Below are 21,364 nucleotides of genomic sequence, written 5' to 3'. Positions count from 1 at the left end.
GGCAGAATTATCCCCTATGCCTTTTCGCGTTTTTTCCCAATAAAAAACGCATTATATATCACAAAATCTCTTATTATCCTGATATTTTTACCAAAAAATCAAATTTTATACTTAAAATCTAAAAAATGGCGCAATTCAAGAGAATACGATTGCAATTTATAATAATATCATATAAAGTAAATAATGTCAACCTTTTTTCAAAAAATTTTTTGATGTGTTTTATGCAAACCGCTTTGACGCAAACTCCATAAACCCCTGCCGGTCATAGCGTGAAAGGCAGCGAAGCCCGAAACGCTTGTGGTATCCGATGTTTTCACCGCGCAGAATACACTCCGCGCCGGGAATTTCATTCGGATAATCAAAGCCCTCAATGCCGAAATGCCTGTAATATTCGTCCACCTTTACACAGCACAGAAATTTTTACATCAAAATGCAGCCGTGCAAAACACGGCCGCATTTTTTGAAATTATTTTTTAAGCGCCATTGATTTTTTCGCCGCCTCGGTAATATCCTTTGCGGTGAGGTGGTATTCTTCAAGCAAAAGCTTGGGAACACCCGACTTTCCGAAAACGTCCTGTGTGCCTATTCTTATAAGAGGCGCGGGGAAATTCCCGCACAAAACTTCCGCAACCGCACTGCCGAGTCCGCCGATAACGTTGTGCTCCTCGCACGAAACGAGCGCGCCCGTTTCTTTTGCGGCTTTTATGATAATATCCTTATCAATCGGCTTGATTGTGTGAATGTTTATAACTCTTGCCGAAATGTTTTCCTCCGCAAGGATTTTCTGCGCCTTGAGCGCCTCGCCGACCATAAGTCCGGTCGCGATAAGCGTAACGTCGGTGCCCTCTTTCAGGGTAACGCCCTTGCCAAGCTCGAATTTATATGTATCCGCGTCGTTGATTTCTTCAACAGCAAGACGTCCCAAACGAACATAAAACGGACCGTAATTATCTATAGCCGCCTTAATTGCCGCTCTTGTTTCCACAGCGTCGCACGGGGAAATTACCGTCATATTGGGAAGTGCGCGCATAATGGCAACATCTTCGAGCGCCTGATGTGTTGCGCCGTCCTCGCCGACCGACACGCCCGCGTGAGTTGCGCAGACCTTAACGTTTAAATTTGGGTAGCAAACCGAGTTTCTCACCTGTTCAAACGCTCTGCCCGCCGCAAACATTGCAAAGCTGGACGCGAAAACGATTTTTCCGCAGGTTGCAAGTCCTGCCGCGGTGGAAATCATATTCGCCTCCGCGATACCCATATTTATAAATCTTTCGGGATATTTTTTCTTAAAACACTCTGTTTTTGTGGATTTAGACAAATCGGCGTCCAAAACCAAAATTCTCTCGTCACCGCCGAATTCCGCGAGCGCGTTGCCGTATGCTTCTCTGGTTGCAATTTTCTTTTTATCCGCCATCTTATCTTACCTCCAATTCTTTCAAATGCGCGTCAAGCTCCGAAACAGCCTGTTCGTACTGCTCTTTGTTGGGAGCGGCACCGTGCCACGACGCCTCGTTTTCCATAAACGAAACACCCTTGCCCTTAACGCTCTTTGCGATAACCGCAGTCGGTTTGCCTTTGGTACTTTTCGCAATTTTGATTGCTTCTTTTATTTCGTCGTAATTGTGCGCGTCAATCACAACAACGTTCCAGCCGAAAGCCTTGAATTTTTCGTCAATCGGGAGGGGCGACATAACCTTTGAAATATCGCCGTCAATCTGAAGTCCGTTGAAATCGACGAAAATGGTGATGTTGTCAAGCTTGTAGTGCGGTGCGAACATAGCCGCCTCCCACACCTGACCTTCTTCAAGCTCGCCGTCGCCGAGAATTGCATAAACGCGGTAATCTTTTTTGTCAAGCTTGCCGGCAAGCGCCATACCGTTTGCCGCGCAGACACCCTGGCCGAGTGAACCTGTTGACATATCAACGCCCGGAACGCCTTTCATATCGGGGTGACCCTGAAGATAGCTGTCAATGCGTCTGAAAGTTTTAATATCCTCAACCGGGAAAAATCCTTTTTCCGCCAAAGCGCCGTAGAGTGCAGGCGCGCAGTGACCTTTTGAAAGCACAAATCTGTCGCGGTTTTCGTCTTTGGGATTTTTCACGTCAACGTTCATTTCGTCAAAATAAAGCACCGAAAGAATGTCCGCAATCGAAAGCGAACCGCCGGGGTGTCCCGACGAAGCGCTGTAAACCGCTTCAAGCGCGTGTTTTCTTATTTTATAAGCGGTTTTTTCAAGTGTTAAGTTGTCCATTTTTACCTCCAAAAATTTCAAAATTTCTCTCTGAACCCCTCTCCCAGCGTCTGTGCGACGTCCGAGATTATAATAAAAGCATTTTTATCTGCACTTTTAACAATATTTTTAAGTTTTGCCACCTCGCGCGGTTTAACCACGCACATAAGCATAACTCCGCCTCTGCCCGAATACATACCGGTTGACGGTATGCCCGTGACACCGCGGTGCATAAAATTTAAAATATTTTTGCTTATTTTTGAGTGCTTGTCCGATATGATGAAAACCGATTTTGAATAGTCCATACCGTCCACAATATAGTCGGTGACCTTTACGCTGACAAACAGTGCAAGCACACAGTACAAAACCAGTGAAAAATCGGCAAACACAACCGCCGACGCAAAAATCACGGCAAGGTCGGCAAAGAGAATTGCGTTTCCGACGCTGATGTGCGGAAATTTTTTGTTTATCATAAGCGCCAAAAGGTCTGTTCCGCCCGTCGCCGCGCCGTTCGCCGCGACAATGCCTATTCCTGCGCCCATTAACGCACCGCCGAAAAGCGCGTTTATCACTCTGTCATTTCCGATATTCCACACGTTTTCAAAAACCTGTAAAAATACCGAAAGCAAAAACGCCGAAAGCATTGAGTTTAAAAGGTCGCCTTTTTCAAGGTTTTTAAACGCGAACACAAACATCACGGCGTTTAAAATCAGCACCGTCACCGACACGGGAATATTTAACATAAAATAGAAAAGCGTACCCAGTCCGCTGACGCCGCCGACCGACATTTTAAACGGAATTAAAAATACGTCGAGTCCCAAAGCGGTTATTGCAGAGCCTAAAACAAGCATAAAATATTTTATTGTTTTTTTCATTTTTTATTTGAAATTTCCAAAAAATCAACTGTGCATTTCATAGGATAATTTCAAAATTTCCTCCAATCGTGCAAAATCTTTTTTAAAGTAAAGATAGCCGAGAAGTGTTTCAAAGCCTGTTGCACGCCGGTAGTCTATGATGTCGGCATTTTTTGCCGCCGTCGGGGATTTTGCATTCCGTCCCCGTTTGTAAATTTTTATTTCGTCCTCGCTCAAATTTTCCTCAATCGCCGCGACCGTCTGCGACTGTGCACGCGCGCTGACAAACGTTGTTGCGGCGCGGTGAAGCTTTGACGCGGGCAGATTTTTGTCCTTTGCGAGCATTGTGCGGACGTAAAGCTCGTGCACCGCGTCGCCGACGTATGCAAAGGTCAGCGGTGAAATGGTTTCGAGCGGTGCGTTTACCTCAAAATCAAACATCTCTTCTCCATTTTACGCCCTGGCGCGTATCCTCCAAAACAATGCCTTTAGCTTTCAAATCGTCGCGGATTTTGTCTGCCAAAGCAAAATCTTTGTTTTTGCGCGCGTTGTTTCTGTCCTCTATAAGTTTTTCAATTTCTTCGTCAAGAATTTCGTCTTTTTTGTTCTGCAAAATGCCCAGAACACCGCCGAGTTCGCGGATAAGCGAAAGCGCTTTGTCAATGGTTTTAACGTCTGTTTCGCCGTTAATTTCGCTGTTCGCAAATCTCACCAAATCGAAAATCGCCGAAATCGCGTCCGCGGTGTTAACGTCGTCGTCCATAGCCGATATAAATTCGTCTTTAAACTTATCAAGTCCGTCAAATGCGGAATTGTCGGTTTTGCCCTCATTTGTACCTTTCAAAAATTCAAGATTGTCAATGCAGGTGTAAATTCTGTTAAGTCCCGACTGCGCCTGAACCAGCAAATCGTGGCTGAAGTTTATCGGGTTGCGGTAGTGCGCCGAAAGCATAAAGAAACGTATAACCTCATAGTCAAACTCTTTTGCAACGTCGCGCACCGTGAAGAAATTGTTCAGCGATTTTGACATTTTGCGGTTGTCAACGTTAATATAGCCGTTGTGAAGCCAGTAATGCGCAAACTGACAGCCGTTCGCCGCCTCGCTCTGCGCAACCTCATTTTCGTGATGCGGAAAAATGAGGTCCATACCGCCCGAGTGAATGTCAATCGTTTTGCCGAGGTATTTGTTCGCCATTGCACTGCACTCAATGTGCCAGCCGGGACGTCCCTCGCTCCAGGGGCTTTCCCAATACGGCTCGCCCTCTTTTTTTGCTTTCCAAACGGCGAAATCCATAGGATTTTTCTTTTTTTCGCCGACTTCAATTCTTGCGCCTGCCTCAAGATTTTCGAGAGGCTGATGCGAAAGTTTGCCGTAATCCGCAAACTTTTTAACGTCGAAATAAACGTCGCCGTCAACAGTATAGGTAAATCCCTTTTCTTCAAGCGACTTTATAAGCGCGATTATCGCGTCGATATTCTGCGTCGCTCTGGGATGATAGGTCGCCTCGTGTATGCCGAGCGCCTTCGAGTCTTTAAAATACTCCGCGATAAATCTGTCCGCAAGCTCGGCAACGGTGGTGTGCTCCTCGTTTGCGCGCCTTATCATTTTATCGTCTATATCGGTGAAATTCTGAACAAACGTTACGTCGTATCCGCGGTATTCAAAATATCTTCTCAAAACGTCGAACACAATAAACGGACGTGCGTTTCCTATATGAAAATAATTGTAAACCGTAGGTCCGCAGGAATACATTTTCACCTTATTTTTTTCAATAGGCACAAATTCTTCTTTTTTCTGCGTAAGCGTATTGTAAAGCTGCATAAAACATTTCTTCCTTTCCTGCCGTGTTTTTCCGGCAAGTTTATATAAAACGCATTTTATTGATTTTCATTTTTATTCTTCTGCAATTTTTCAAGTTCGTAAATACGCTTGTAAATTTTGCAAAGCTCCTGCGACACGGGGTCGGGAATATGTATCTGGTCAAGGTCGCAGTCGTTTCTCACCTTTTCGCCGTTAAGACGCGTAACCCTCGCCGGAACGCCGACACAGGTTGAATTTGCCGGAACCTCGCTCAAAACAACGGCATTTGCGGCAATTTTTGAATTGTCGCCCACTTTAAACGGCCCCAAAACTTTTGCGCCGGCGCCGATCATAACATTGTTGCCGATTGTAGGGTGGCGCTTACCTTTGTCTTTGCCCGTTCCGCCGAGCGTAACACCCTGATAAACGGTGCAGTTGTCGCCGATTATTGTGGTTTCGCCCACAACGACACCCATTCCATGGTCGATAAAAAGTCCTTTTCCTATCTGCGCGCCGGGGTGGATTTCAATACCCGTGAAAAAGCGCGTTGTCTGCGATATGAAACGCGCTATAAAATAAAGATGAAGTTTGTAGAAAAAATGCGCGTATCTGTACCGCACCACCGCGTGCACACCCGAATAAAGCAAAAGAATTTCAAAATAGTTTCTCGCCGCAGGGTCGCGTTCTTTTATACATTTAATCTCTTTTGACGCAAGGAAAACAAATATCAGCAAATCAATTATCACAAGCGATAAAAGAACAAATAAAAAGGTTTTCAAAAAAATCCCCCATTCAAAATAAATCCAAGTTAGATTATACATTCATTTTTTGCAAATTACAACCCCAAATTGCAATTTTTTATCATTGCTGCAAATTTCCCTCTTTTTTCTTCTTTAATTTGTAAATTATTAGGCAAACTGACAAAACGACAAGCGCCGCCGCCAAAATCTGCGACACGCGCACGCTTCCCCAGTAAAGGCTGTCGGTGCGCATACCCTCAATCCAAAATCTGCCGAGCGAATAGAGAGCAAGATAGCTGAAAAACACCTCGCCGTCAAAGCGCCTTCTTTTCATAATGCGTCTTAAAACGAAAAACACTCCGGCATTCCACAAACTTTCATACAAAAACGTGGGGTGAACAAAAATTTCTTTTCCGTTTTCGTAAAGTCCCATTCGGAGGATAAAATCCGTTTCTCCGCCGTGCGCCTCGCCGTTTACGAAGTTTCCCCATCTGCCGATAATCTGCCCGATTAAAACGCCCATAATGCACACATCGAAAACTTTTAATGTGTTGAGCTTTTTAACCCTGCAATAAATATATGCCGAAATAACTGCACCGATTACCGCGCCGTAAATGGCAATTCCGCCGTTCCAGATTTTGAAAACGTCCCAAAGATTGTCTTTATAATCGGCAAAACTGAAAATCACATAGTAAATGCGCGCGCAGATTATGCCCGACGGCGCGCCGTATATGGCAATATCCAGCATGTTGTCGCTCGAAATATCCGCGTAATCTTTGATTTTCACGCAGTACAAAATCGCAAGCGTAAATCCGAGCGCAATGATAATTCCGTACCAATGCACCTTTAAATTAAAAATTTCAAAAGCGATGGGGTTTATCTCAAACCAGCCGATATTAAGCCCCGGAAAACTTATTTTTGTCATAAAAATTACCTCTTATAAAGCAAAAATTTGTCGTGTTTCAGCCGAAAGAAAGCAATCCGAACTCCGATTTTGAGAGGCGGATTTTCGCTTTCGGCTATGCAGGGTAAACAACCGAAAGCGCCTGTTTTTCTTCGTCGCAGAAAAGTTTTTCGTATTTTTCGTTTACAAACGCGAGCGTCACCGAGTCGAAAATATTTGAAAAATCAAACCAGTTAACGCCTTTTAACACGTTTCGCACCATTGCCGAGCAAATGCCCTCAACGTCGTTGAACGTACGCAGATACGAACCCCAGATTGACTTTTTCGCCCTGTCAAATTCGTCCGCATCAATGCGTTTTTTGTCTTTAAGATACTTTATAACCTCGCCGCACACCTTCTTCGGCTCTTTGCTCTCACCGCCGATTATTGCGCACGCGTACTGCTCCTCATACATATAATCATACGAAAATTCGTCGTTTATAAGTCCGTCGTTGTAAAGACGCTCATACAAATCACTGCTTTTTGACGCAACCGACGAAAGAATGATTTTCACCGCGATTTCGTTTTTCAAAATTTCATCACCCGTGTATTTTCCGCTGTCCTTAAAGCCGATGTCGAAAATCGGAGACGAAACCGAAAGTTTTTGCTCGATTTCCTTTTGAAAAACGTTTTCCTGCTCGTCGGGATAAATGCCTCTTGCCTTTGTTCCCGTAATTTTGTCACCCATAATTTTGTCGGTGATTTCAAGAACTTTATTTTCGTCAACGTCGCCGGCAACGCACAAAATCATATTTGACGGGTCGTAAAACGTGTTGTAGCACTTGTAAAGCGTATCGGGCGTGATGTGCGAAATGCTCTCCGCCGTGCCTGCGATGTCGATTCTCACGGGCAAATCTTTATACAGCGCGCGCAGAAGATTGAACATAACCCTCCACTCGCCGTCGTCGTCATACATTTTAATTTCCTGACCGATAATTCCCTTTTCCTTTTCCACGTTTGCGTCGGTAAAATACGGCGATTTAACGTAGTTTAAAAGATGCTCGAAACTCTCGTAAAAATTGTCGGTGCACGAAAAAAGATAGCAGGTGTTTGTAAACGACGTAAATGCGTTTGCGTTCGCGCCGTATTCCGAAAATTTCGCAAAAGCGTCGCTGCCGTCGCTCATTTCAAACATCTTATGCTCGAGAAAATGCGCAATTCCGTCGGGAACGGTGATTTGTTCGTTTTCGCCGTTGGGAATAAAAGTGTTGTCAACCGAGCCGATTTTCGCGCCGATTATAGCGTATTTTTTGCTGAAATTCTTCTTCGGAACCACAAAAATTCCGAGTCCGCTCTCGTGCGTGCCGAAATAAAGCGTTTCGCCGATTGCCTTGTTTTCAACTTTGTTAAATTTCATTTTTATTCCCTCCCTTTCAAGAAATATACCGTGTCGGTGTTTATTTTGCAGAACGCATAAATAATCTCCTCCGCCGTAACCGCCGAGGCTTTTTCAATCGCTTCTTCAATCGAAACATCATAACCCAAAAGAATGTTTCCGTAATAGTAATCTTTCATAAGCGCGGGCGAATCGTAGTAGGATTTATAGCGGTTTATGATAAACTGCTTTGCAACAAAGAGGTCGTTTTCGCTGAAATCACCCTTTTTAACCGCCTCAAGCTGGAAGAAAATTTCTTTTTTCGCCTTTTTGAAATTTTCAAATTCAATGCCCGAGCCGATAAGCATAACCGAATTGTATCGGCTAATGCGCGAATACGCATAATACGCAAGACTCAATTTTTCGCGCACGTTGTTGAAAAGCTTTGAATGTGCGCCCGAACCGAAAATGCTGTTTCCGACCAAAAGCGCCCAGTAGTCGTTATCGAGCGGAGAAACGTTCGTTCGCAGACCTATTGAAAGCTTGCCCTGGGTAACATCCATACTCTCGTCAACATAGCGGATTTCGTCCGCATCTTTTTTGCCGACGTTAATTTTTATCGGCTTGATGTCAGGTTTCAAAACGCTGAAAGCGTCATTTAAGTAAGCATAAATTTCGTCCGCGTCAACGTCGCCTACAACAAAAATGTCGATGGGACTTGACGAAATTATGTTTTTGTAGTGTGCGTAAAGATTTTTTTCGTCTATGTCCGCCAAATCCTCAATATAGCCGATTTCGCGGATTGCAGTGCTCTCGCCTTTGCACATTTCCTCAATGCAGCGGAAGTCCGCATACGCGCGTTTATCGTTTATCAGCGCGTTTATGTCGGTTTCGAGATTTGCCTTTTCAATATCGACGTATTTTTTGGAAAACGCGCCGTTTTCGGTGAGCGGATTGAACATAAATTCAAACATCATATCGAAACATTTTTTTATAATTCCCTTTTCGGAATATTTTTCGTTAAGCGTTGAAAATTCAAACGCAATGGCTTGAACATCGCCTTTTTTCTGCACCGACACCGAATATGCCGCGCCGTAAAGGCTTTTTAAGTATCGGTCAATATCCTTTGCTGTGGGAAGGTTTTTTGTTCCCTGCGCCAAAACGCTCGACAAAAGCGAGTTTTTCGTAACCTCGGCACGGTCTAAACGACGGCTCAAATAAACCGATACCGAAACGGTTTTATATTTTTTATCATCTATGAAATTAAGGCTCACGCCGTTTGCAACGTTAAATTTTTTAACCTCCTGCATAATTTTCTCCTTATATTCAAACATTATTATTTTTATTTTACCACAATTTTCAAAAAAATGCCACATATTTTTTAATTTTTTCAAAAACACGGCAAAAACCGCTCCGCGAACAAATGCGGAACGGTTTTGAAATTTTATTATTTAGCGTATTCCACCGCTCTGGTTTCTCTGATAACGTTAACCTTAATCTGACCGGGATATTCAAGCTCGGACTCGATACGTTTAACAATATCGCGTGCAACCAAAATCGTTTCGTCCTCTTTAACATTCTCGGGCTTAACGATAATTCTGATTTCGCGTCCTGCCTGAATTGCAAACGACTTTTCAACGCCGTCGAACGAATTTGCGATTTCTTCGAGCGCCTCAAGACGTTTGATGTAAGTTTCAAGGTTTTCTCTTCTCGCACCGGGACGCGCCGCCGAAATAGCGTCGCAAGCCTGAACAATGCAGGCAACAATGCTTGTCGGCTCGGTATCGCCGTGGTGCGATGCAATCGCGTTGATAACCTCTGCGCACTCTTTGTGCTTTTTGGCAATGTCAACACCGATTTCAATGTGAGAACCCTCGATTTCGTGATCCATAGCCTTGCCTATATCGTGCAGGAGCCCTGCTCTTTTAGCCAGTTTAACGTCCGTGCCCAGCTCGCCTGCCATAATGCCTGCAAGGTTTGATACTTCGATTGAATGTTTAAGCACATTCTGACCGTAGCTTGTGCGGTATTTAAGCTTACCGAGAAGCCTTATGATTTCGGGGTGCAAACCGTGAACGCCCGTATCGAACGTAGCCTGTTCGCCTTCCTGCTTGATAATCGCTTCAACCTCTTTGCGCGCCTTTTCAACCATTTCTTCAATGCGCGCCGGGTGAATTCTGCCGTCTACAATAAGTTTTTCAAGCGCAACGCGTGCAATTTCGCGCCTTATCGGATCAAAGCCCGAAAGAACAACCGCCTCGGGAGTATCGTCAATGATAAGGTCGATGCCCGTAAGCGTTTCAAGCGTTCTGATGTTTCTGCCCTCGCGGCCGATAATTCTTCCCTTCATTTCGTCGTTGGGAAGCGAAACAACCGTAACGGTCGCCTCGGCAACGTGGTCTGCGGCACATTTCTGAATTGCCGTACTGATGATGTTTTTCGCCTTTTTGTCTGCCTCTTCTTTAGCCTCGTCTACGATATTTTTAATCATTATCGCCGACTCGTGCCTTACTTCGTCCTCAACATTTTTGAGGAGGTAATCTTTTGCCTCGTCCACCGAAAGACCCGAAATTTTCTCCAGCATTTCAAGCTGCTGCTGTTTGGTCTTTTTGGTTTCCTCGGTCAAAACGTCAAGTTCTTTGATTTTTTGATTTAATTTTTCGTCTTTTTTGTCCAGTGCGTCCATTTTTTTGTCCAGATTTGCCTCTTTTTGTTCAATCCGTCTTTCCTGACGGCTAATCTCAAATCTTCGATCTTTCATTTCCTTGTCAAACTCGGTGCGGTTTTTATGAATTTCTTCCTTTGCGGAAAGAAGCGTTTCTTTCTTTTTGGTTTCCGCTTCTTTTTTGGCTGCAGCGATTATTTCTTCAGCCTGTTTTTCCGCATCGCCCAATTTTGCCTCGGCAATTTTCTTTCTATATGCAACACCGCCGAAAAAAGCGGCAATACACAGTGCTGCTGCGATAACGCAGAATATTGCATAAATCAAAGATTATCAACCCCCTTTTTTTGAAATTCCTTGTTTTATCAAGGTTTTTTGCGCCTCTCGGGGTGATTTCCTTTTAAAAAAGTTAATTTTAATATTTAAATTTTTTATTTTCAATGCACCCAAAAGGCACTTTTTGCGTGTTCATAATTTTTAAGCGAACACAAAATCATTTTTGTAAATTACAGACGTAAAAACGCCTTTCGCGCGGTGAAAAACAAGCGTCCGCGCAAATATAGGCAAAAATCAAAAAAATTTAATAAATCAAAATACACTACTATTTTATACTATTTTCACTAATCTGTCAATATGATTTTTAGTAAAATTGTACTATTATTTTTTATTTTTTGACATTTTTCGCGTTTTGAGCATATTTTGGAAGTGAAAATACATTTGAAAGAGGTGAAAAATTATGATGCAGCCCATACCGCTTATGCCCAAAGACCCTATGTTTTCGTATGCCTATATAGCGTTTCAGCCGTTCGGCGATTTGTACGGCGAGCGCGAGGCATTAAACCGCGGAACGGTTTTCAAAGTGCTTGATATTCCGTTTTCGTCTTACAAGAATAACCCTATTATGAACCCGTTCAAATAATATGTTAAGGAAGGAGTAAAAAAATGAAAATTTCGGCAGATGAAGTTTTAAACTGCGGCTGCAAAACCGCGCCGGATAACAAATGCGCCGGTAATCAGGAAATGCAAAACGGCAATGACTGGGACAGCTTGGGAAGAACCGAGCTTTTGAGAAGAATTGACGAAATCGGCTTTGCGGCATATGATTTGCAGTTGTTTTTGGATACGCACCGCGACTGCGAGGAGGCGCTGGAGCTTTATAAAAGCCTGACGTTCACCTACCGCGCCGCGGTTAAAGCATATGAGGCGAAATACGGCCCGCTTTCCGCGATGAATTCGTCGGATAAAACACCGTTTGAGTGGGTGTCCGACAATCTTAAATGGCCCTGGCAGAAGGAAGGAGAAATGTAAAAATGTGGAATTATGACAGACGGCTTATGTACCCCGTAAAAATAAAGAATAAAAATCCCGAGCTTGCAAAGTTTATTATTGCACAGTACGGCGGGCCCAACCGCGTTTGGATATAAAAACAGAGCAGACCGTGAAATGCCCGATATAAAGGCAAATATCACATCTGCTCATTTTTTATGAGAATAAGTTTACGGCGCAAAACAAGAAAAAAGCAAGCTGAACGTGACTTTTCACAGAAGAGGAGGAGCAAGGAAAGCAATAACGCTGTAAGGCGCATACCGCAAAAGATTGGTAGTGAGCTAAAGGCGTTATGCGTGCGCTTGCAAACGCATAGCCGACGCGAACGTGACCTTTTGCGGAAGAGGAGGAGCAAGGAAGCAGGCGGATGTTTTTCTGCAAAGAAAAACGGAGCAAAGCGAACTTTGCTCCGACGTGGCGGAGATGATGGGATTTGAACCCATGTGCCCCGTTAAGGACAACACGATTTCCAATCGTGCTCGTTATGACCACTTCGATACATCTCCATATAAGTCATATTAAAATATCTATAAATAAAAAGAAGAAAGAAAAGCAAAAACTTATGTTTTAATTTTTCTTCCTCTTTTATTTTTTTGGTGACCCGTAGGGGAATCGAACCCCTGTTATCGCCGTGAAAGGGCGGTGTCTTAACCGCTTGACCAACGGGCCGTGAATGGTAGCGGCAACTGGATTTGAACCAGTGACACTACGGGTATGAACCGTATGCTCTAGCCAACTGAGCTATGCCGCCGTAGACAACATAAACAATTTTACCACAAGAGTGTAAATTTGTCAACATAATTTTTTAAAAATTTTTAATTTTTTTCTTTTATCTCTATTTTTCCGAAAAATCCTGAAAATATGTGTTAATATCAAAAAAGGAAGGAGGGATAAAATGAAAAATTTTATTATAACATCTGTCGGAATCGCCGGCGGATTTATCTTGTCGCTTTTGGGCGGTTGGTCAAACGGTCTGTGCACGCTGATAGTTTTTATGGCGGTTGACTATCTCACGGGCATAATTTCCGCGGGCGTTTTCAAAAACAGTTCCAAAACCAAGTCGGGCGCGCTCAACAGCAGTGTCGGATTTAAAGGGATTTTCAAAAAAATGGGAATTTTATTCGTTGTTATGCTCGCCTACCGCATAGACATCACGGCAAACACAAATTTTGTGAAAAACTCGGTTATTATCGCGTACATAGCGAACGAATTTTTGTCAATCACCGAAAATCTTGCGCTGATGGGACTTTATATGCCGTCGGCGCTTAAAAAGGCGATTGACATACTTCAAAAGGAGGAAAATGATGAAAATACTGATTGACGCAGGTCACAACTGCAAAAATTTTGACACAGGTTGCGTCGGAAAAATTTCAAAGGAACAGGATTTGACGTTTGAAATTGCAAAATCGCTTTATGATATTTTAAAGAAAAACGGCCACGCCGCGCACCTTACACGTCGGACGAAAACCGAAATTTTAGGCTCGGGAACAGTAAATTCCAGTCTTGCAAAGCGCGCGGAAATCTGCAACGCGATAAATCCCGATTTGTTTTTGTCAATTCACATAAATTCCGGCGGCGGCACTGGGTGCGAGGCTTATGTTTATGAAAAGAGCGGTGCGTCGCTCGAATTTGCGCAAAAATGCGTCGCCGAGATGCAGAAAATCGGCAGAGTGAGCCGAGGCGTGAAGTCGGCGCCGTTTTATGTTCTTAAAAACACAAATGCGCCCGCGGTGCTTTTTGAGGCAGGATTTATCGACAACGCCGCAGAGGAAAAATGGATTTGCGAAAACACAGAAACCATCGCAAATGCGCTTTATGCCGCAATTTGCAAAAAGACGGACTATCCCACCGCAACCGAGGCGGTTGCGATTTTGCAAAAATGCGGAATTATATCCGACGCGGAAAAATGGTACAACGGCACCTGGGACGACGCGGATTTCAAGTGGCTTTTGAGAAAAACGGCGGCATATATTGACAAAGCGCAGAAAAGATGATATAATGTCGGAAAAAGGGGAGCTTGCAAAGGCTGAGAGTAAACGATTGCGTTTTGACCCGTAACCTGATTTGGATAATGCCAACGTAGGGAAATAGTGTTAATTGCAATGATTTATTTTTCGGCATACTCTTTTTGGGTATGCCGATTTTTGTTCTTCCGGCTCCTTAAAATTTTGTAAAAAGGGGAATCTTTATGAACAATGTAAGCAGTAAAACAAGAAAACTTACAAACAGTGCTATAATGATAGCGCTTTCGCTGGTGCTTTCGTTTTTCGCGGTGTTTAAGGCGGCAAACGGCGGTGACGTGACAATCGGCTCGATGGTGCCGATTATGATAATCGCGTTTATGTACAGCACAAAGTGGGGAATTCTCACATCTTTGGTTTACACCGTGCTCAATATGATTTTCAAACAGGTTGTAACCACACTTCCCACCGAGGCGTTCGGCTCATACGCGCTGATGATTATTCTCGACTACGTTCTCGCTTTCGGCGTTTTCGGACTCGCAGGATTTTTCTATCGCCTTATGGGTTCAAAGAGATGGGCAATGCCTGTATCGGCGGCGATTGTAACGTTTTTGAGATTTTTATGTCACTTTGCGTCGGGAATAATTCTCTGGGGTTCGTATGCGCCCGAGGGTCAGCCGGTTTGGATTTATTCGATTTTGTATAACGGCGGATATATGCTCCCCGAGCTTATTATCAACACGGTTATCGTTGCCATTTTGAGCGTATGGGCAATTCCGTACGTATCGAAAAAATTCGCGTAAGATAAAAGCGGATTTCCTCCGTATAAAATATTGCACACAAAAACGTGACAGCATTTTCGCTGTCACGTTTTTGTTATAAGCATAAAAATTAAAATTATAAAACCTTGTTAAGAAAATCTATCGTACGCGGATTCTGCGGATTTTCAAACACTTCTTCCGGTGTTCCCTGCTCCATAATAATACCCTCGTCGATAAAAATTACCCTGTCCGAAACCTCGCGCGCAAAGCCCATTTCGTGAGTTACGACAATCATAGTCATACCCTCTGCGGCAAGCTCTTTCATAACCGACAAAACCTCGCCGACCATTTCGGGGTCAAGCGCACTTGTCGGCTCGTCAAACAGCATAATATCGGGCTTCATTGCAAGCGCACGCGCGATTGCCACCCTCTGCTGCTGACCGCCCGAAAGACTTTGCGGATAAGCGTCGATTTTCTCGGCAAGACCTACTCTGTTGAGAAGCTCGCGCGCCTTTTTCTTCGCCTCGTCCTTTGTCATAATTTTGGCGTCAACGGGCGCCATCGTGATATTCTGCTCAACGGTGAGGTGCGGAAACAGGTTGAACTGCTGAAACACCATACCGATGTTGCGTCTTATTTTATTCAAATCGGCTTTTTTGTCGGTTATCTTAAACCCGTCAACGGTGATTTCGCCGTCTGTCGGCACTTCGAGAAGATTTATGCACCTTAACATTGTCGATTTACCCGAGCCGGACGGTCCGATAACGCAGACAACTTCGCCTTCGTTAACTTCAAGGTCAATACCCTTTAAAACTTCGTTTTTTTCAAAATATTTATGCAGATTTTTTATTTGTACCTTTGGCATAGTTCAATCTCCTTTCCAGGAAAGATGACAAGAGCGAAAGAACAGTTACCACCGCAAGGTAGAAGATTGCAACAATGCTCCAGATTGCAAGCGGACTGTTTCCGCCGAGCGATACGATGTTTTTTGCGTGATACACCATATCTTTAAGTCCCAGCGCACAAAGGATTGACGTATCCTTGAGCGTTATGATACACTGGTTAACCAGCGACGGGATTGAAATTTTAAATGCCTGCGGCAAAATAACTTTAATCATAGCCTTGCCCTTTGAAAGTCCAAGACTCCGCGCCGCCTCCATTTGTCCTTTCGGAACGGCCAAAATTCCGCCGCGGAAAATTTCGGATATGTACGCACCTGCGTTAGCCGTGAATGCGGTTAAACACGCGGTGTATAAATTTACGCGGAACGATGGAATAAACGTTTGCATAAGCTGCGGGAACGCATAAAATATAAAAAAACCCTGCACCAGAAGCGGTGTGCCTCTGATGAGCCAAATATAAAATTTTGCAATCCACGCAAACGGCTTAAACTTTGAAATGCTCATAAGACAGCTGATTATACCTACAATTATCGCAAGGATAATGGATATAACCGCAATCTGAACAGTTGTTTTAAGTCCTAATAAAAGTGCGGGGCTTGCCGCTTTGAATGCCTCAAAAAAATTCATTGTTTAAAATCACACCAGTCTTAAACGTCAAACAGGGCTGCAAAGCTGCAGCCCTTTAGCCGTTGCCTTATTAAATTAGTTTTTGCTTATATATTTGTCCAAAATTTCCTGATATTTGCCGTTTGCCTTGATATTTTCAAGACCTTTGTCGAACATTTTAAGAAGTTCGGAGTTTTTGCCTTTCATAACGGCAAAACCGTAAGGTGCGCCCTGCTCCATTTCGGTTACCATTTTAAGACCGTTGCCCTGCGAAATGCCGTAGCCCATTACAGGATAGTCCTCAAAGCAAGCAACCGAGTTGCCCGATGTTACGTCCATATACATTGTGGGCGAATCGTCGAAAAGCGTAATGTCAAAGCCGTACTGCTCTTTGAGTTTTTCAGCGAACGAAGCACCCTCCGTACCTCTTTTTGCGGCAACTTTTTTGCCGGCGAGGTCTTTATATTCTTTGATTGTGTCATTGTTTGCCGCAATAGCCATTACAACACCCGACTCATAGTAAGGCGCCGAGAAATCGTAAGTCTGTTTTCTTTTATCGGTAATACTCATACCCGCGATAACGCCGTCTGCCTGGTTTGACTCAAGCGCAACAACCGCCGCGTCGAAACCGAGAACGTCAAGCTCGTATTTGAAGCCCTGATCCTCTGCGATAGCCGCAAGAATGTCAATATCAATACCTGTAAGCTTATCCGAACCGTTTACATCGGGAATTTCAAACGGAGGGAATGCTGTGTCGGTTGCGATTTTATAAACCTTTTCCGACGATTTTTTCTCACCGCAAGCCGCGAAAGATACGCACATAACGACTGCGAGAGCAAGACCTAACACTCTTTTAAACATTATAATCTACCCCTTTATTCAAATAGTTATCATTATTCTACCACATTTTAGCACAGTAATCAACTAAAATTTTTAAAAATGAATGTTTTTTGTATAAAAAGACCAAAATTATTTTAAAACGGATACTGCGTCGGCAATGGTTTTTTCCAGCGCCTCTTTGCCGTATTTATCGACATCGAGCTTGTTTTTCTCGCCGTGAGTAAGACAGCCGGCACCGCCTATGCAGCCGCCCGAGCACGCCATACCCTCGATAAAGTTTGCGTCAAGAAGATTTTTGCTCTTTTTAAGAAGCGCAATTCTGCACTGCTCGATGCCGTCACACGACACAGCTTTGAGGGTGAAATCTTTGTCGAGCCCCTGTTCCTTGAGTCCCTCGGCAACAGCATCGGCAAGACCTCCGCTGCGTGCAAAAATTCTGCCGTAATAAGACGCATTGTCGAGCACGCCCTCCTCAAGCGAGGTGATGTCAATGTCACGGCTGTCGAAAAGCGCCTGCAATTCTTCAAACGTGAGCACCGCGTCAATGTATTTTTTAACGTTTTCTTTATGCGCCTCGGCTTTTTTCGCCGTGCAGGGTCCGATAAACACGATTTTTGCGTTTTTGTCGGTATCTTTTATATATTTTGAAATTGCGGTCATAGGCGACGGATTATGCGACACGAACTGCACCAAATCGGGGAAATTTTTCTCGATATACGCAACGAACGCCGGACAGCACGAGCTTGTTAAAAATTCTTTTTCCGCAAGCTCTTTCGACTCTGCCTGCGCGACCATATCAGCACCCAGCGCCGCCTCGATAACGGTGTGGAAACCGAGCTCTTTAAGACCGGTTATAACCTGACCGAGTTTTGCATATGTAAACTGGCTTGAAATTGACGGAGCAACCACCGCATAAAGCTTGTACTCTTTGTCGGCAAGGCTTTTTTTGAGCAAATCCACAACGTTTAATATATACGATTTGTCGGTAATCGCGCCGAACGGGCACTGGTATACGCACGCACCGCACGAAATACATTTCTCGTCGTCTATTTTCGCCGCTTTGTTTTCATCCATAGAAATAGCCTTAATTTTGCACGCGTTCTGACACGGACGTTTTCGGCTTACTATTGCGGTATACGGGCAAACCTTTGCGCACGCACCGCACTCCACGCATTTCGACTTGTCTATATGCGCAACGTGGTTTTCGTCAAACGACAAAGCGCCTCTTTTGCAGACGTCCTCGCATCGGTGCGCAAGACAACCTCTACATGCGTTTGTAACTTCGTATCCGCCCACGGGACACTCGTCACAGGCAATGTCTATAACCTGAATGATGTTTTCGTCATCATCTTTTCCTCCCATTGCAAGCTTTACTCTCTCCTCCAAAATTGCGCGTTCTTTATAAACACAGCAACGCATTGTGGGGGTGTTTCCCGGCACAATGATTTTGGGTATTTCAAGCACATTTTTAAGCAGGGTATCACTCCACGCCTGACGCGCAACCTCACGAAGCACTTTATATTTTAAATGTTGCACCTTTGTATCAAATTTTCTCATCTTTTTTCACACACCCTTTTAAAAATAGCTTATCTTAATTCGTTTGCCCATTCTTCTAAGGCAATCCGAAAGTTCTTTTACAAGATTCATCTTAATATTGAAATTTATCGGAAGTTCCGGGTTTTGATGCGCCGGATTTATCGCGCGTCCGACAAAAAAGTTTATGTCGGTTGCCTCTTCAAAAAGAAGTCTGCATATAAGCGACGCGCCGTCGCGTTTCATACTCCACTGCGTGTAGCTTTCGTTATCTTCAAGATAATCCTTTGCATACGTCAAAACCTTGTTTACCGTTATAACTCCCTCGGTGACCAAATCCACGCCGTCGATATATGCAATAGGCGGAACGTCGGACTGCTCGAAATTGAGGCTTGCCCGAAGGGGTTTGCCTAGGTATTTCGCTGCGATTGACGAGGTTGTTCCTCCGCAGATGATGTGTTTTCCCTCTTTTGAGAAGAAAAGCGACATCATACGGCCGCAGTCGTCGCGGTTGGACGGCGGACCGAAAAGTATATTCATAGGCTCGCGCTTTCGTATGTGCACAACGCACGCGGTCGCGTCGTCGCCCGGCTCAAAGCCGTAGAGCTTATCGCACTCGTCCGCAATGATTGTGGAAAGCGTTTTAGCCGTATAGCCTGCGATCGAAACGGTTTCGACAAAGCTTATAATGTCATCTCTCTCCCAGCCGAAATTATATGCCGTGCCGATACCGGCGTGAGGACAGCCGTCGCTCATTGCAACAAAAATATCGCCCTCCTCAAGGCTTATAAGCGATTTATATATTTTTTTGCCTCCGATATTAAGTTCCGTTTTTGGATAATCGTAATTTTTGCCGTCACGGAGCATTATAACCAGCGGATTGTCATACTGCATAATTTCCGCAGTTTCGTTGTTGATTAAATGAATAATCGTAAACGTTGAATACGCAACCTTTCGCACCGAACAGATGGGAAGTGTTGCGGCAATGGTTTCAACGCAGTCCTCCAACGACAATCCGTCCGCCATCATAGTTGAAATGATTTTCGACGTAAGAGTGGACAAAATGCTTGCCTTAACACCGCTGCCGAGACCGTCCGCAAGCACCACAACCGCATCGTCGTCGTGATTTATAATGTCAACGTGGTCGCCGCAAAGCTGTTCTCCGCTGTGATTTATACTTTTGTAGCCGATGTCGGCGCATAGGTTATTCATCTATAATCGACTCCTTAAGCTTTGACAGTGCAATCTTTGTTTCGGCGGCAGTTTCGCCGAGAAGCGACGCGATTTCCTGAACAATACGCATCTGTTTATCGACAACCTTGTCGGCGGTTTCCACCGTATTACGGCTTATTCTTTCTTTCTTCTCGCGCTCTTTTTCCTCGTCGGTGACATCGCGCATAATGCAGATTATAAGTCTGTTTGCGTTGTCGTAGATAACCGTTTCTTCAACATATCTGTTATACTCGGCAAGATAAACAAGCTTGTTTTTTGCCTCCTCGCCGCGCATAGCGTCGGTAAACGGTTTCGGGTCGAGAATACGCACAACCTGGTCACCGAGAATATCCGACGCACTGCGCAGGTTTATGATATTTCTCGCCGAATTGTTTATCTGCTGAACCTCCAGCTTTTCGTTAACCACAATAATGCCGTTGGGCGTATTGTTAACAATGTTGTCCGAAAAGCTTTCCGCTTTGTCTTTAAGATAAGGCAGACACATAGAAATTTCCGCCTTGCCCTGATAAATGGCAATCGCCTTTTCACGGCAGGTGTTGTATCCGCACGAACCGCAGTTAAGCTCGTCGCTCGGTTTCATTTTGCCCATCTGGCGCAGAATTTCGTTGATTTCATAATCGCTCGGAGTCTGAAGCTTATGCTCGATAAATTCAAAATGCTTTTTAAGCTCCATTTTGTCGGGCTGGGTAACTTCAAAATCCTTTTCGCCGGCATATTTTGCAACCGCCGCATAATCCCTTATCGGCATACGGTGGTATTTTTCCATAACCGGACCGCCCACACAGCTGCCGACGCACGCCGACATCTCGATAAAGCAATTATGTATTTCTCCGCTTTCAATGTCTTTTAACGCGGCAATACAGTTGTCCGTGCCGTCTATCGACATATATGTGTACTTTTGGGCGCTTTTTGCCATAGTTTTAAGAATACCGCCGTTGGTCGGAAAAAACCTTGCGCGGCTGTGCTCGTTTTCGTCCATTTCAGGCTCAAGTTCGATGTTTTCGCTTTTGAGCCAGTTTGTAAGTTCTTCAAACGTCAGCACACTGTCAACAATGCCCTCGTAATGCTCCGCCTCGTCTTTTTTCGCAACACACGGTCCGATAAACACGGTTTTTGCGTTGGGATAGCGTCTTTTGATGTCGAGGCAGTGCGCCTGCATAGGCGACACAACGTCCGCAAGATAAACAAGAAGCTTCGGAAAATACTTCTGAATAAGAAGGTTAACCGAATGACAGCAGGACGAAATGAGAATATCTCTGTCCTCTTCGTTCAAAATACGGTCGTACTCATTTTTAACCATTGTCGCGCCTGCCGCGGTTTCTTCAACATCGAAAAATCCGAGCTTTTTAAGCGCTTTGCGCATAGAATTTATACCTATTCCGTCGTAGTTTGCCGCAAAGGACGGCGCGATTGAAACAATAACCGGCGCACCGCTCTGGAGGAAAACCTTTGTTTTTTCGGTTTCATCCACAATCTCCTTTGCATTTTGGGGACAGACAACAAAGCACTGACCGCACAAAATGCACTCGTTGCCCACAATATGCGCCTGCTCGCCCGAAAAACGTATTGATTTTACGGGGCAGTGTCTTATACATTTGTAACAATTTTTGCAGTTTGATTTTTTTAGTGTCAAACAGTTCGGCATTTCACTTTATC

22 protein-coding genes and 3 tRNA genes are annotated in these 21,364 nt (G+C 44.3%); 5 read left to right on the top strand and 20 right to left on the bottom strand.

What is annotated here, in order from left to right; genetic code table 11:
• Positions 1-219: 219 nt before the first annotated feature.
• From H8706_RS05185 to rny, 11 genes are all read right to left on the bottom strand, one after another.
• Complete coding sequence (locus tag H8706_RS05185) at positions 220-399, bottom strand: hypothetical protein (protein WP_262431759.1); 180 nt, start codon at positions 397-399, stop codon at positions 220-222.
• 67 nt (positions 400-466) lie between these two features.
• On the bottom strand, positions 467-1,414 hold the full coding sequence (locus tag H8706_RS05180; protein ID WP_178347680.1) for a transketolase family protein: 948 nt from the start codon (positions 1,412-1,414) through the stop codon (positions 467-469).
• A gap of 1 nt (position 1,415) precedes the next feature.
• Entirely contained in the window at positions 1,416-2,252 is an 837-nt protein-coding gene (locus H8706_RS05175) for a transketolase (protein WP_178347681.1), read from the bottom strand.
• Between the two features lie 17 nt (positions 2,253-2,269).
• Positions 2,270-3,106 (bottom strand): YitT family protein, encoded by an 837-nt coding sequence (locus H8706_RS05170; RefSeq protein ID WP_262431758.1) that lies wholly within the window; start codon positions 3,104-3,106, stop codon positions 2,270-2,272.
• A gap of 24 nt (positions 3,107-3,130) precedes the next feature.
• Positions 3,131-3,526, bottom strand: coding sequence for a Mini-ribonuclease 3 (locus H8706_RS05165; RefSeq protein ID WP_178347683.1), 396 nt, complete (start codon positions 3,524-3,526; stop codon positions 3,131-3,133).
• Positions 3,519-4,907, bottom strand: a complete 1,389-nt coding sequence (gene cysS, locus H8706_RS05160) for a cysteine--tRNA ligase (RefSeq protein WP_262431757.1) — start codon at positions 4,905-4,907, stop codon at positions 3,519-3,521. Before cysS ends, H8706_RS05165 begins: the two co-directional genes overlap by 8 nt.
• 56 nt (positions 4,908-4,963) lie before the next feature.
• On the bottom strand, positions 4,964-5,614 hold the full coding sequence (gene epsC / locus H8706_RS05155) for a serine O-acetyltransferase EpsC (protein WP_394354529.1): 651 nt from the start codon (positions 5,612-5,614) through the stop codon (positions 4,964-4,966).
• A 133-nt stretch (positions 5,615-5,747) separates the two neighbouring features.
• Positions 5,748-6,551 (bottom strand): prolipoprotein diacylglyceryl transferase, encoded by an 804-nt coding sequence (lgt, locus tag H8706_RS05150; RefSeq protein ID WP_262431756.1) that lies wholly within the window; start codon positions 6,549-6,551, stop codon positions 5,748-5,750.
• A gap of 94 nt (positions 6,552-6,645) precedes the next feature.
• Positions 6,646-7,926 carry an EF-P 5-aminopentanol modification-associated protein YfmH gene (yfmH, locus tag H8706_RS05145; RefSeq protein WP_262431755.1) on the bottom strand — a complete coding sequence of 427 codons (1,281 nt, stop codon included), beginning with the start codon at positions 7,924-7,926 and terminating at the stop codon, positions 6,646-6,648.
• A gap of 2 nt (positions 7,927-7,928) precedes the next feature.
• Positions 7,929-9,194 (bottom strand): EF-P 5-aminopentanol modification-associated protein YfmF, encoded by a 1,266-nt coding sequence (yfmF, locus tag H8706_RS05140; RefSeq protein WP_262431754.1) that lies wholly within the window; start codon positions 9,192-9,194, stop codon positions 7,929-7,931.
• Between the two features lie 137 nt (positions 9,195-9,331).
• Positions 9,332-10,861: a ribonuclease Y gene (rny, locus tag H8706_RS05135; RefSeq protein ID WP_262431818.1), complete on the bottom strand. Its 1,530-nt coding sequence runs from the start codon at positions 10,859-10,861 to the stop codon at positions 9,332-9,334.
• A 421-nt stretch (positions 10,862-11,282) separates the two neighbouring features.
• Between rny and H8706_RS05130 the strand changes: the two genes are divergently transcribed.
• Together H8706_RS05130 and H8706_RS05125 are read left to right on the top strand one after the other, a co-directional pair.
• Positions 11,283-11,465 carry a spore coat associated protein CotJA gene (locus H8706_RS05130; protein ID WP_178347688.1) on the top strand — a complete coding sequence of 61 codons (183 nt, stop codon included), beginning with the start codon at positions 11,283-11,285 and terminating at the stop codon, positions 11,463-11,465.
• Positions 11,466-11,488: 23 nt separating this feature from the next.
• Positions 11,489-11,854, top strand: a complete 366-nt coding sequence (locus H8706_RS05125) for a spore coat protein CotJB (protein ID WP_262431753.1) — start codon at positions 11,489-11,491, stop codon at positions 11,852-11,854.
• A 433-nt stretch (positions 11,855-12,287) separates the two neighbouring features.
• Here H8706_RS05125 and H8706_RS05115 read toward each other — a convergent pair.
• The 3 genes from H8706_RS05115 to H8706_RS05105 form a co-directional block, all read right to left on the bottom strand.
• Positions 12,288-12,378, bottom strand: a tRNA-Ser gene (locus H8706_RS05115).
• Positions 12,379-12,466: 88 nt separating this feature from the next.
• A tRNA-Glu gene (locus tag H8706_RS05110) sits at positions 12,467-12,541 on the bottom strand.
• Between the two features lie 5 nt (positions 12,542-12,546).
• A tRNA-Met gene (locus H8706_RS05105) sits at positions 12,547-12,623 on the bottom strand.
• A 144-nt stretch (positions 12,624-12,767) separates the two neighbouring features.
• On the opposite strand from H8706_RS05105, the gene H8706_RS05100 reads away from it, so the two are divergent.
• The 3 genes from H8706_RS05100 to thiT all read left to right on the top strand — a co-directional run bounded on the left by H8706_RS05100 (position 12,768) and on the right by thiT (position 14,636).
• Positions 12,768-13,193 (top strand): phage holin family protein, encoded by a 426-nt coding sequence (locus H8706_RS05100; protein WP_262431752.1) that lies wholly within the window; start codon positions 12,768-12,770, stop codon positions 13,191-13,193.
• Entirely contained in the window at positions 13,177-13,866 is a 690-nt protein-coding gene (locus tag H8706_RS05095) for an N-acetylmuramoyl-L-alanine amidase (protein WP_262431751.1), read from the top strand. Before H8706_RS05100 ends, H8706_RS05095 begins: the two co-directional genes overlap by 17 nt.
• A 194-nt stretch (positions 13,867-14,060) precedes the next feature.
• The gene (gene thiT / locus H8706_RS05090; protein ID WP_262431750.1) at positions 14,061-14,636 is read left to right on the top strand and encodes an energy-coupled thiamine transporter ThiT; all 576 of its coding nucleotides are present in this window, start codon (positions 14,061-14,063) and stop codon (positions 14,634-14,636) included.
• 94 nt (positions 14,637-14,730) lie between these two features.
• On the opposite strand, the gene H8706_RS05085 is transcribed toward thiT, so the two are convergent.
• From H8706_RS05085 to H8706_RS05060, 6 genes are all read right to left on the bottom strand, one after another.
• Entirely contained in the window at positions 14,731-15,459 is a 729-nt protein-coding gene (locus H8706_RS05085) for an amino acid ABC transporter ATP-binding protein (RefSeq protein WP_178347703.1), read from the bottom strand.
• Positions 15,428-16,123 (bottom strand): amino acid ABC transporter permease, encoded by a 696-nt coding sequence (locus H8706_RS05080; protein ID WP_178347704.1) that lies wholly within the window; start codon positions 16,121-16,123, stop codon positions 15,428-15,430. The genes H8706_RS05085 and H8706_RS05080 overlap by 32 nt, the downstream gene beginning before the upstream one ends.
• Before the next feature lie 75 nt (positions 16,124-16,198).
• Entirely contained in the window at positions 16,199-16,963 is a 765-nt protein-coding gene (locus H8706_RS05075) for a transporter substrate-binding domain-containing protein (RefSeq protein WP_262431749.1), read from the bottom strand.
• A gap of 108 nt (positions 16,964-17,071) precedes the next feature.
• Positions 17,072-18,499, bottom strand: coding sequence for a 4Fe-4S dicluster domain-containing protein (locus tag H8706_RS05070; RefSeq protein WP_178347706.1), 1,428 nt, complete (start codon positions 18,497-18,499; stop codon positions 17,072-17,074).
• 18 nt (positions 18,500-18,517) lie between these two features.
• A complete protein-coding gene (locus tag H8706_RS05065; RefSeq protein ID WP_262431748.1) occupies positions 18,518-19,687 on the bottom strand; it encodes a serine/threonine-protein phosphatase in 1,170 nt (389 codons plus the stop codon).
• The gene (locus tag H8706_RS05060; RefSeq protein ID WP_262431747.1) at positions 19,680-21,353 is read right to left on the bottom strand and encodes a [Fe-Fe] hydrogenase large subunit C-terminal domain-containing protein; all 1,674 of its coding nucleotides are present in this window, start codon (positions 21,351-21,353) and stop codon (positions 19,680-19,682) included. Before H8706_RS05060 ends, H8706_RS05065 begins: the two co-directional genes overlap by 8 nt.
• Positions 21,354-21,364: the final 11 nt, after the last annotated feature.

The sequence above is a fragment of the Qingrenia yutianensis genome, assembly GCF_014385105.1.
GTDB lineage: Bacteria > Bacillota > Clostridia > UMGS1810 > UMGS1810 > Qingrenia > Qingrenia yutianensis.
The sequence above is the reverse complement of the archived record's forward strand: the minus strand, read 5'-3'. Positions and strand labels throughout refer to the sequence as shown.

Bases quoted from the DNA above. Each gene is read 5' to 3' on its own strand.
- H8706_RS05180 (WP_178347680.1), bottom strand. From the start codon at position 1,414: ATGGCGGATAAAAAGAAAATTGCAACCAGAGAAGCATACGGCAACGCG.
- H8706_RS05080 (WP_178347704.1), bottom strand. From the start codon at position 16,123: ATGAATTTTTTTGAGGCATTCAAAGCGGCAAGCCCCGCACTTTTATTA.
- H8706_RS05075 (WP_262431749.1), bottom strand. From the start codon at position 16,963: ATGTTTAAAAGAGTGTTAGGTCTTGCTCTCGCAGTCGTTATGTGCGTA.
- cysS (WP_262431757.1), bottom strand. From the start codon at position 4,907: ATGCAGCTTTACAATACGCTTACGCAGAAAAAAGAAGAATTTGTGCCT.
- H8706_RS05060 (WP_262431747.1), bottom strand. From the start codon at position 21,353: ATGCCGAACTGTTTGACACTAAAAAAATCAAACTGCAAAAATTGTTAC.
- H8706_RS05125 (WP_262431753.1), top strand. From the start codon at position 11,489: ATGAAAATTTCGGCAGATGAAGTTTTAAACTGCGGCTGCAAAACCGCG.
- H8706_RS05175 (WP_178347681.1), bottom strand. From the start codon at position 2,252: ATGGACAACTTAACACTTGAAAAAACCGCTTATAAAATAAGAAAACAC.
- H8706_RS05100 (WP_262431752.1), top strand. From the start codon at position 12,768: ATGAAAAATTTTATTATAACATCTGTCGGAATCGCCGGCGGATTTATC.
- H8706_RS05065 (WP_262431748.1), bottom strand. From the start codon at position 19,687: ATGAATAACCTATGCGCCGACATCGGCTACAAAAGTATAAATCACAGC.
- H8706_RS05085 (WP_178347703.1), bottom strand. From the start codon at position 15,459: ATGCCAAAGGTACAAATAAAAAATCTGCATAAATATTTTGAAAAAAAC.
- thiT (WP_262431750.1), top strand. From the start codon at position 14,061: ATGAACAATGTAAGCAGTAAAACAAGAAAACTTACAAACAGTGCTATA.
- H8706_RS05095 (WP_262431751.1), top strand. From the start codon at position 13,177: ATGAAAATACTGATTGACGCAGGTCACAACTGCAAAAATTTTGACACA.
- H8706_RS05130 (WP_178347688.1), top strand. From the start codon at position 11,283: ATGATGCAGCCCATACCGCTTATGCCCAAAGACCCTATGTTTTCGTAT.
- H8706_RS05070 (WP_178347706.1), bottom strand. From the start codon at position 18,499: ATGAGAAAATTTGATACAAAGGTGCAACATTTAAAATATAAAGTGCTT.
- lgt (WP_262431756.1), bottom strand. From the start codon at position 6,551: ATGACAAAAATAAGTTTTCCGGGGCTTAATATCGGCTGGTTTGAGATA.
- yfmH (WP_262431755.1), bottom strand. From the start codon at position 7,926: ATGAAATTTAACAAAGTTGAAAACAAGGCAATCGGCGAAACGCTTTAT.
- yfmF (WP_262431754.1), bottom strand. From the start codon at position 9,194: ATGCAGGAGGTTAAAAAATTTAACGTTGCAAACGGCGTGAGCCTTAAT.
- H8706_RS05170 (WP_262431758.1), bottom strand. From the start codon at position 3,106: ATGAAAAAAACAATAAAATATTTTATGCTTGTTTTAGGCTCTGCAATA.
- H8706_RS05165 (WP_178347683.1), bottom strand. From the start codon at position 3,526: ATGTTTGATTTTGAGGTAAACGCACCGCTCGAAACCATTTCACCGCTG.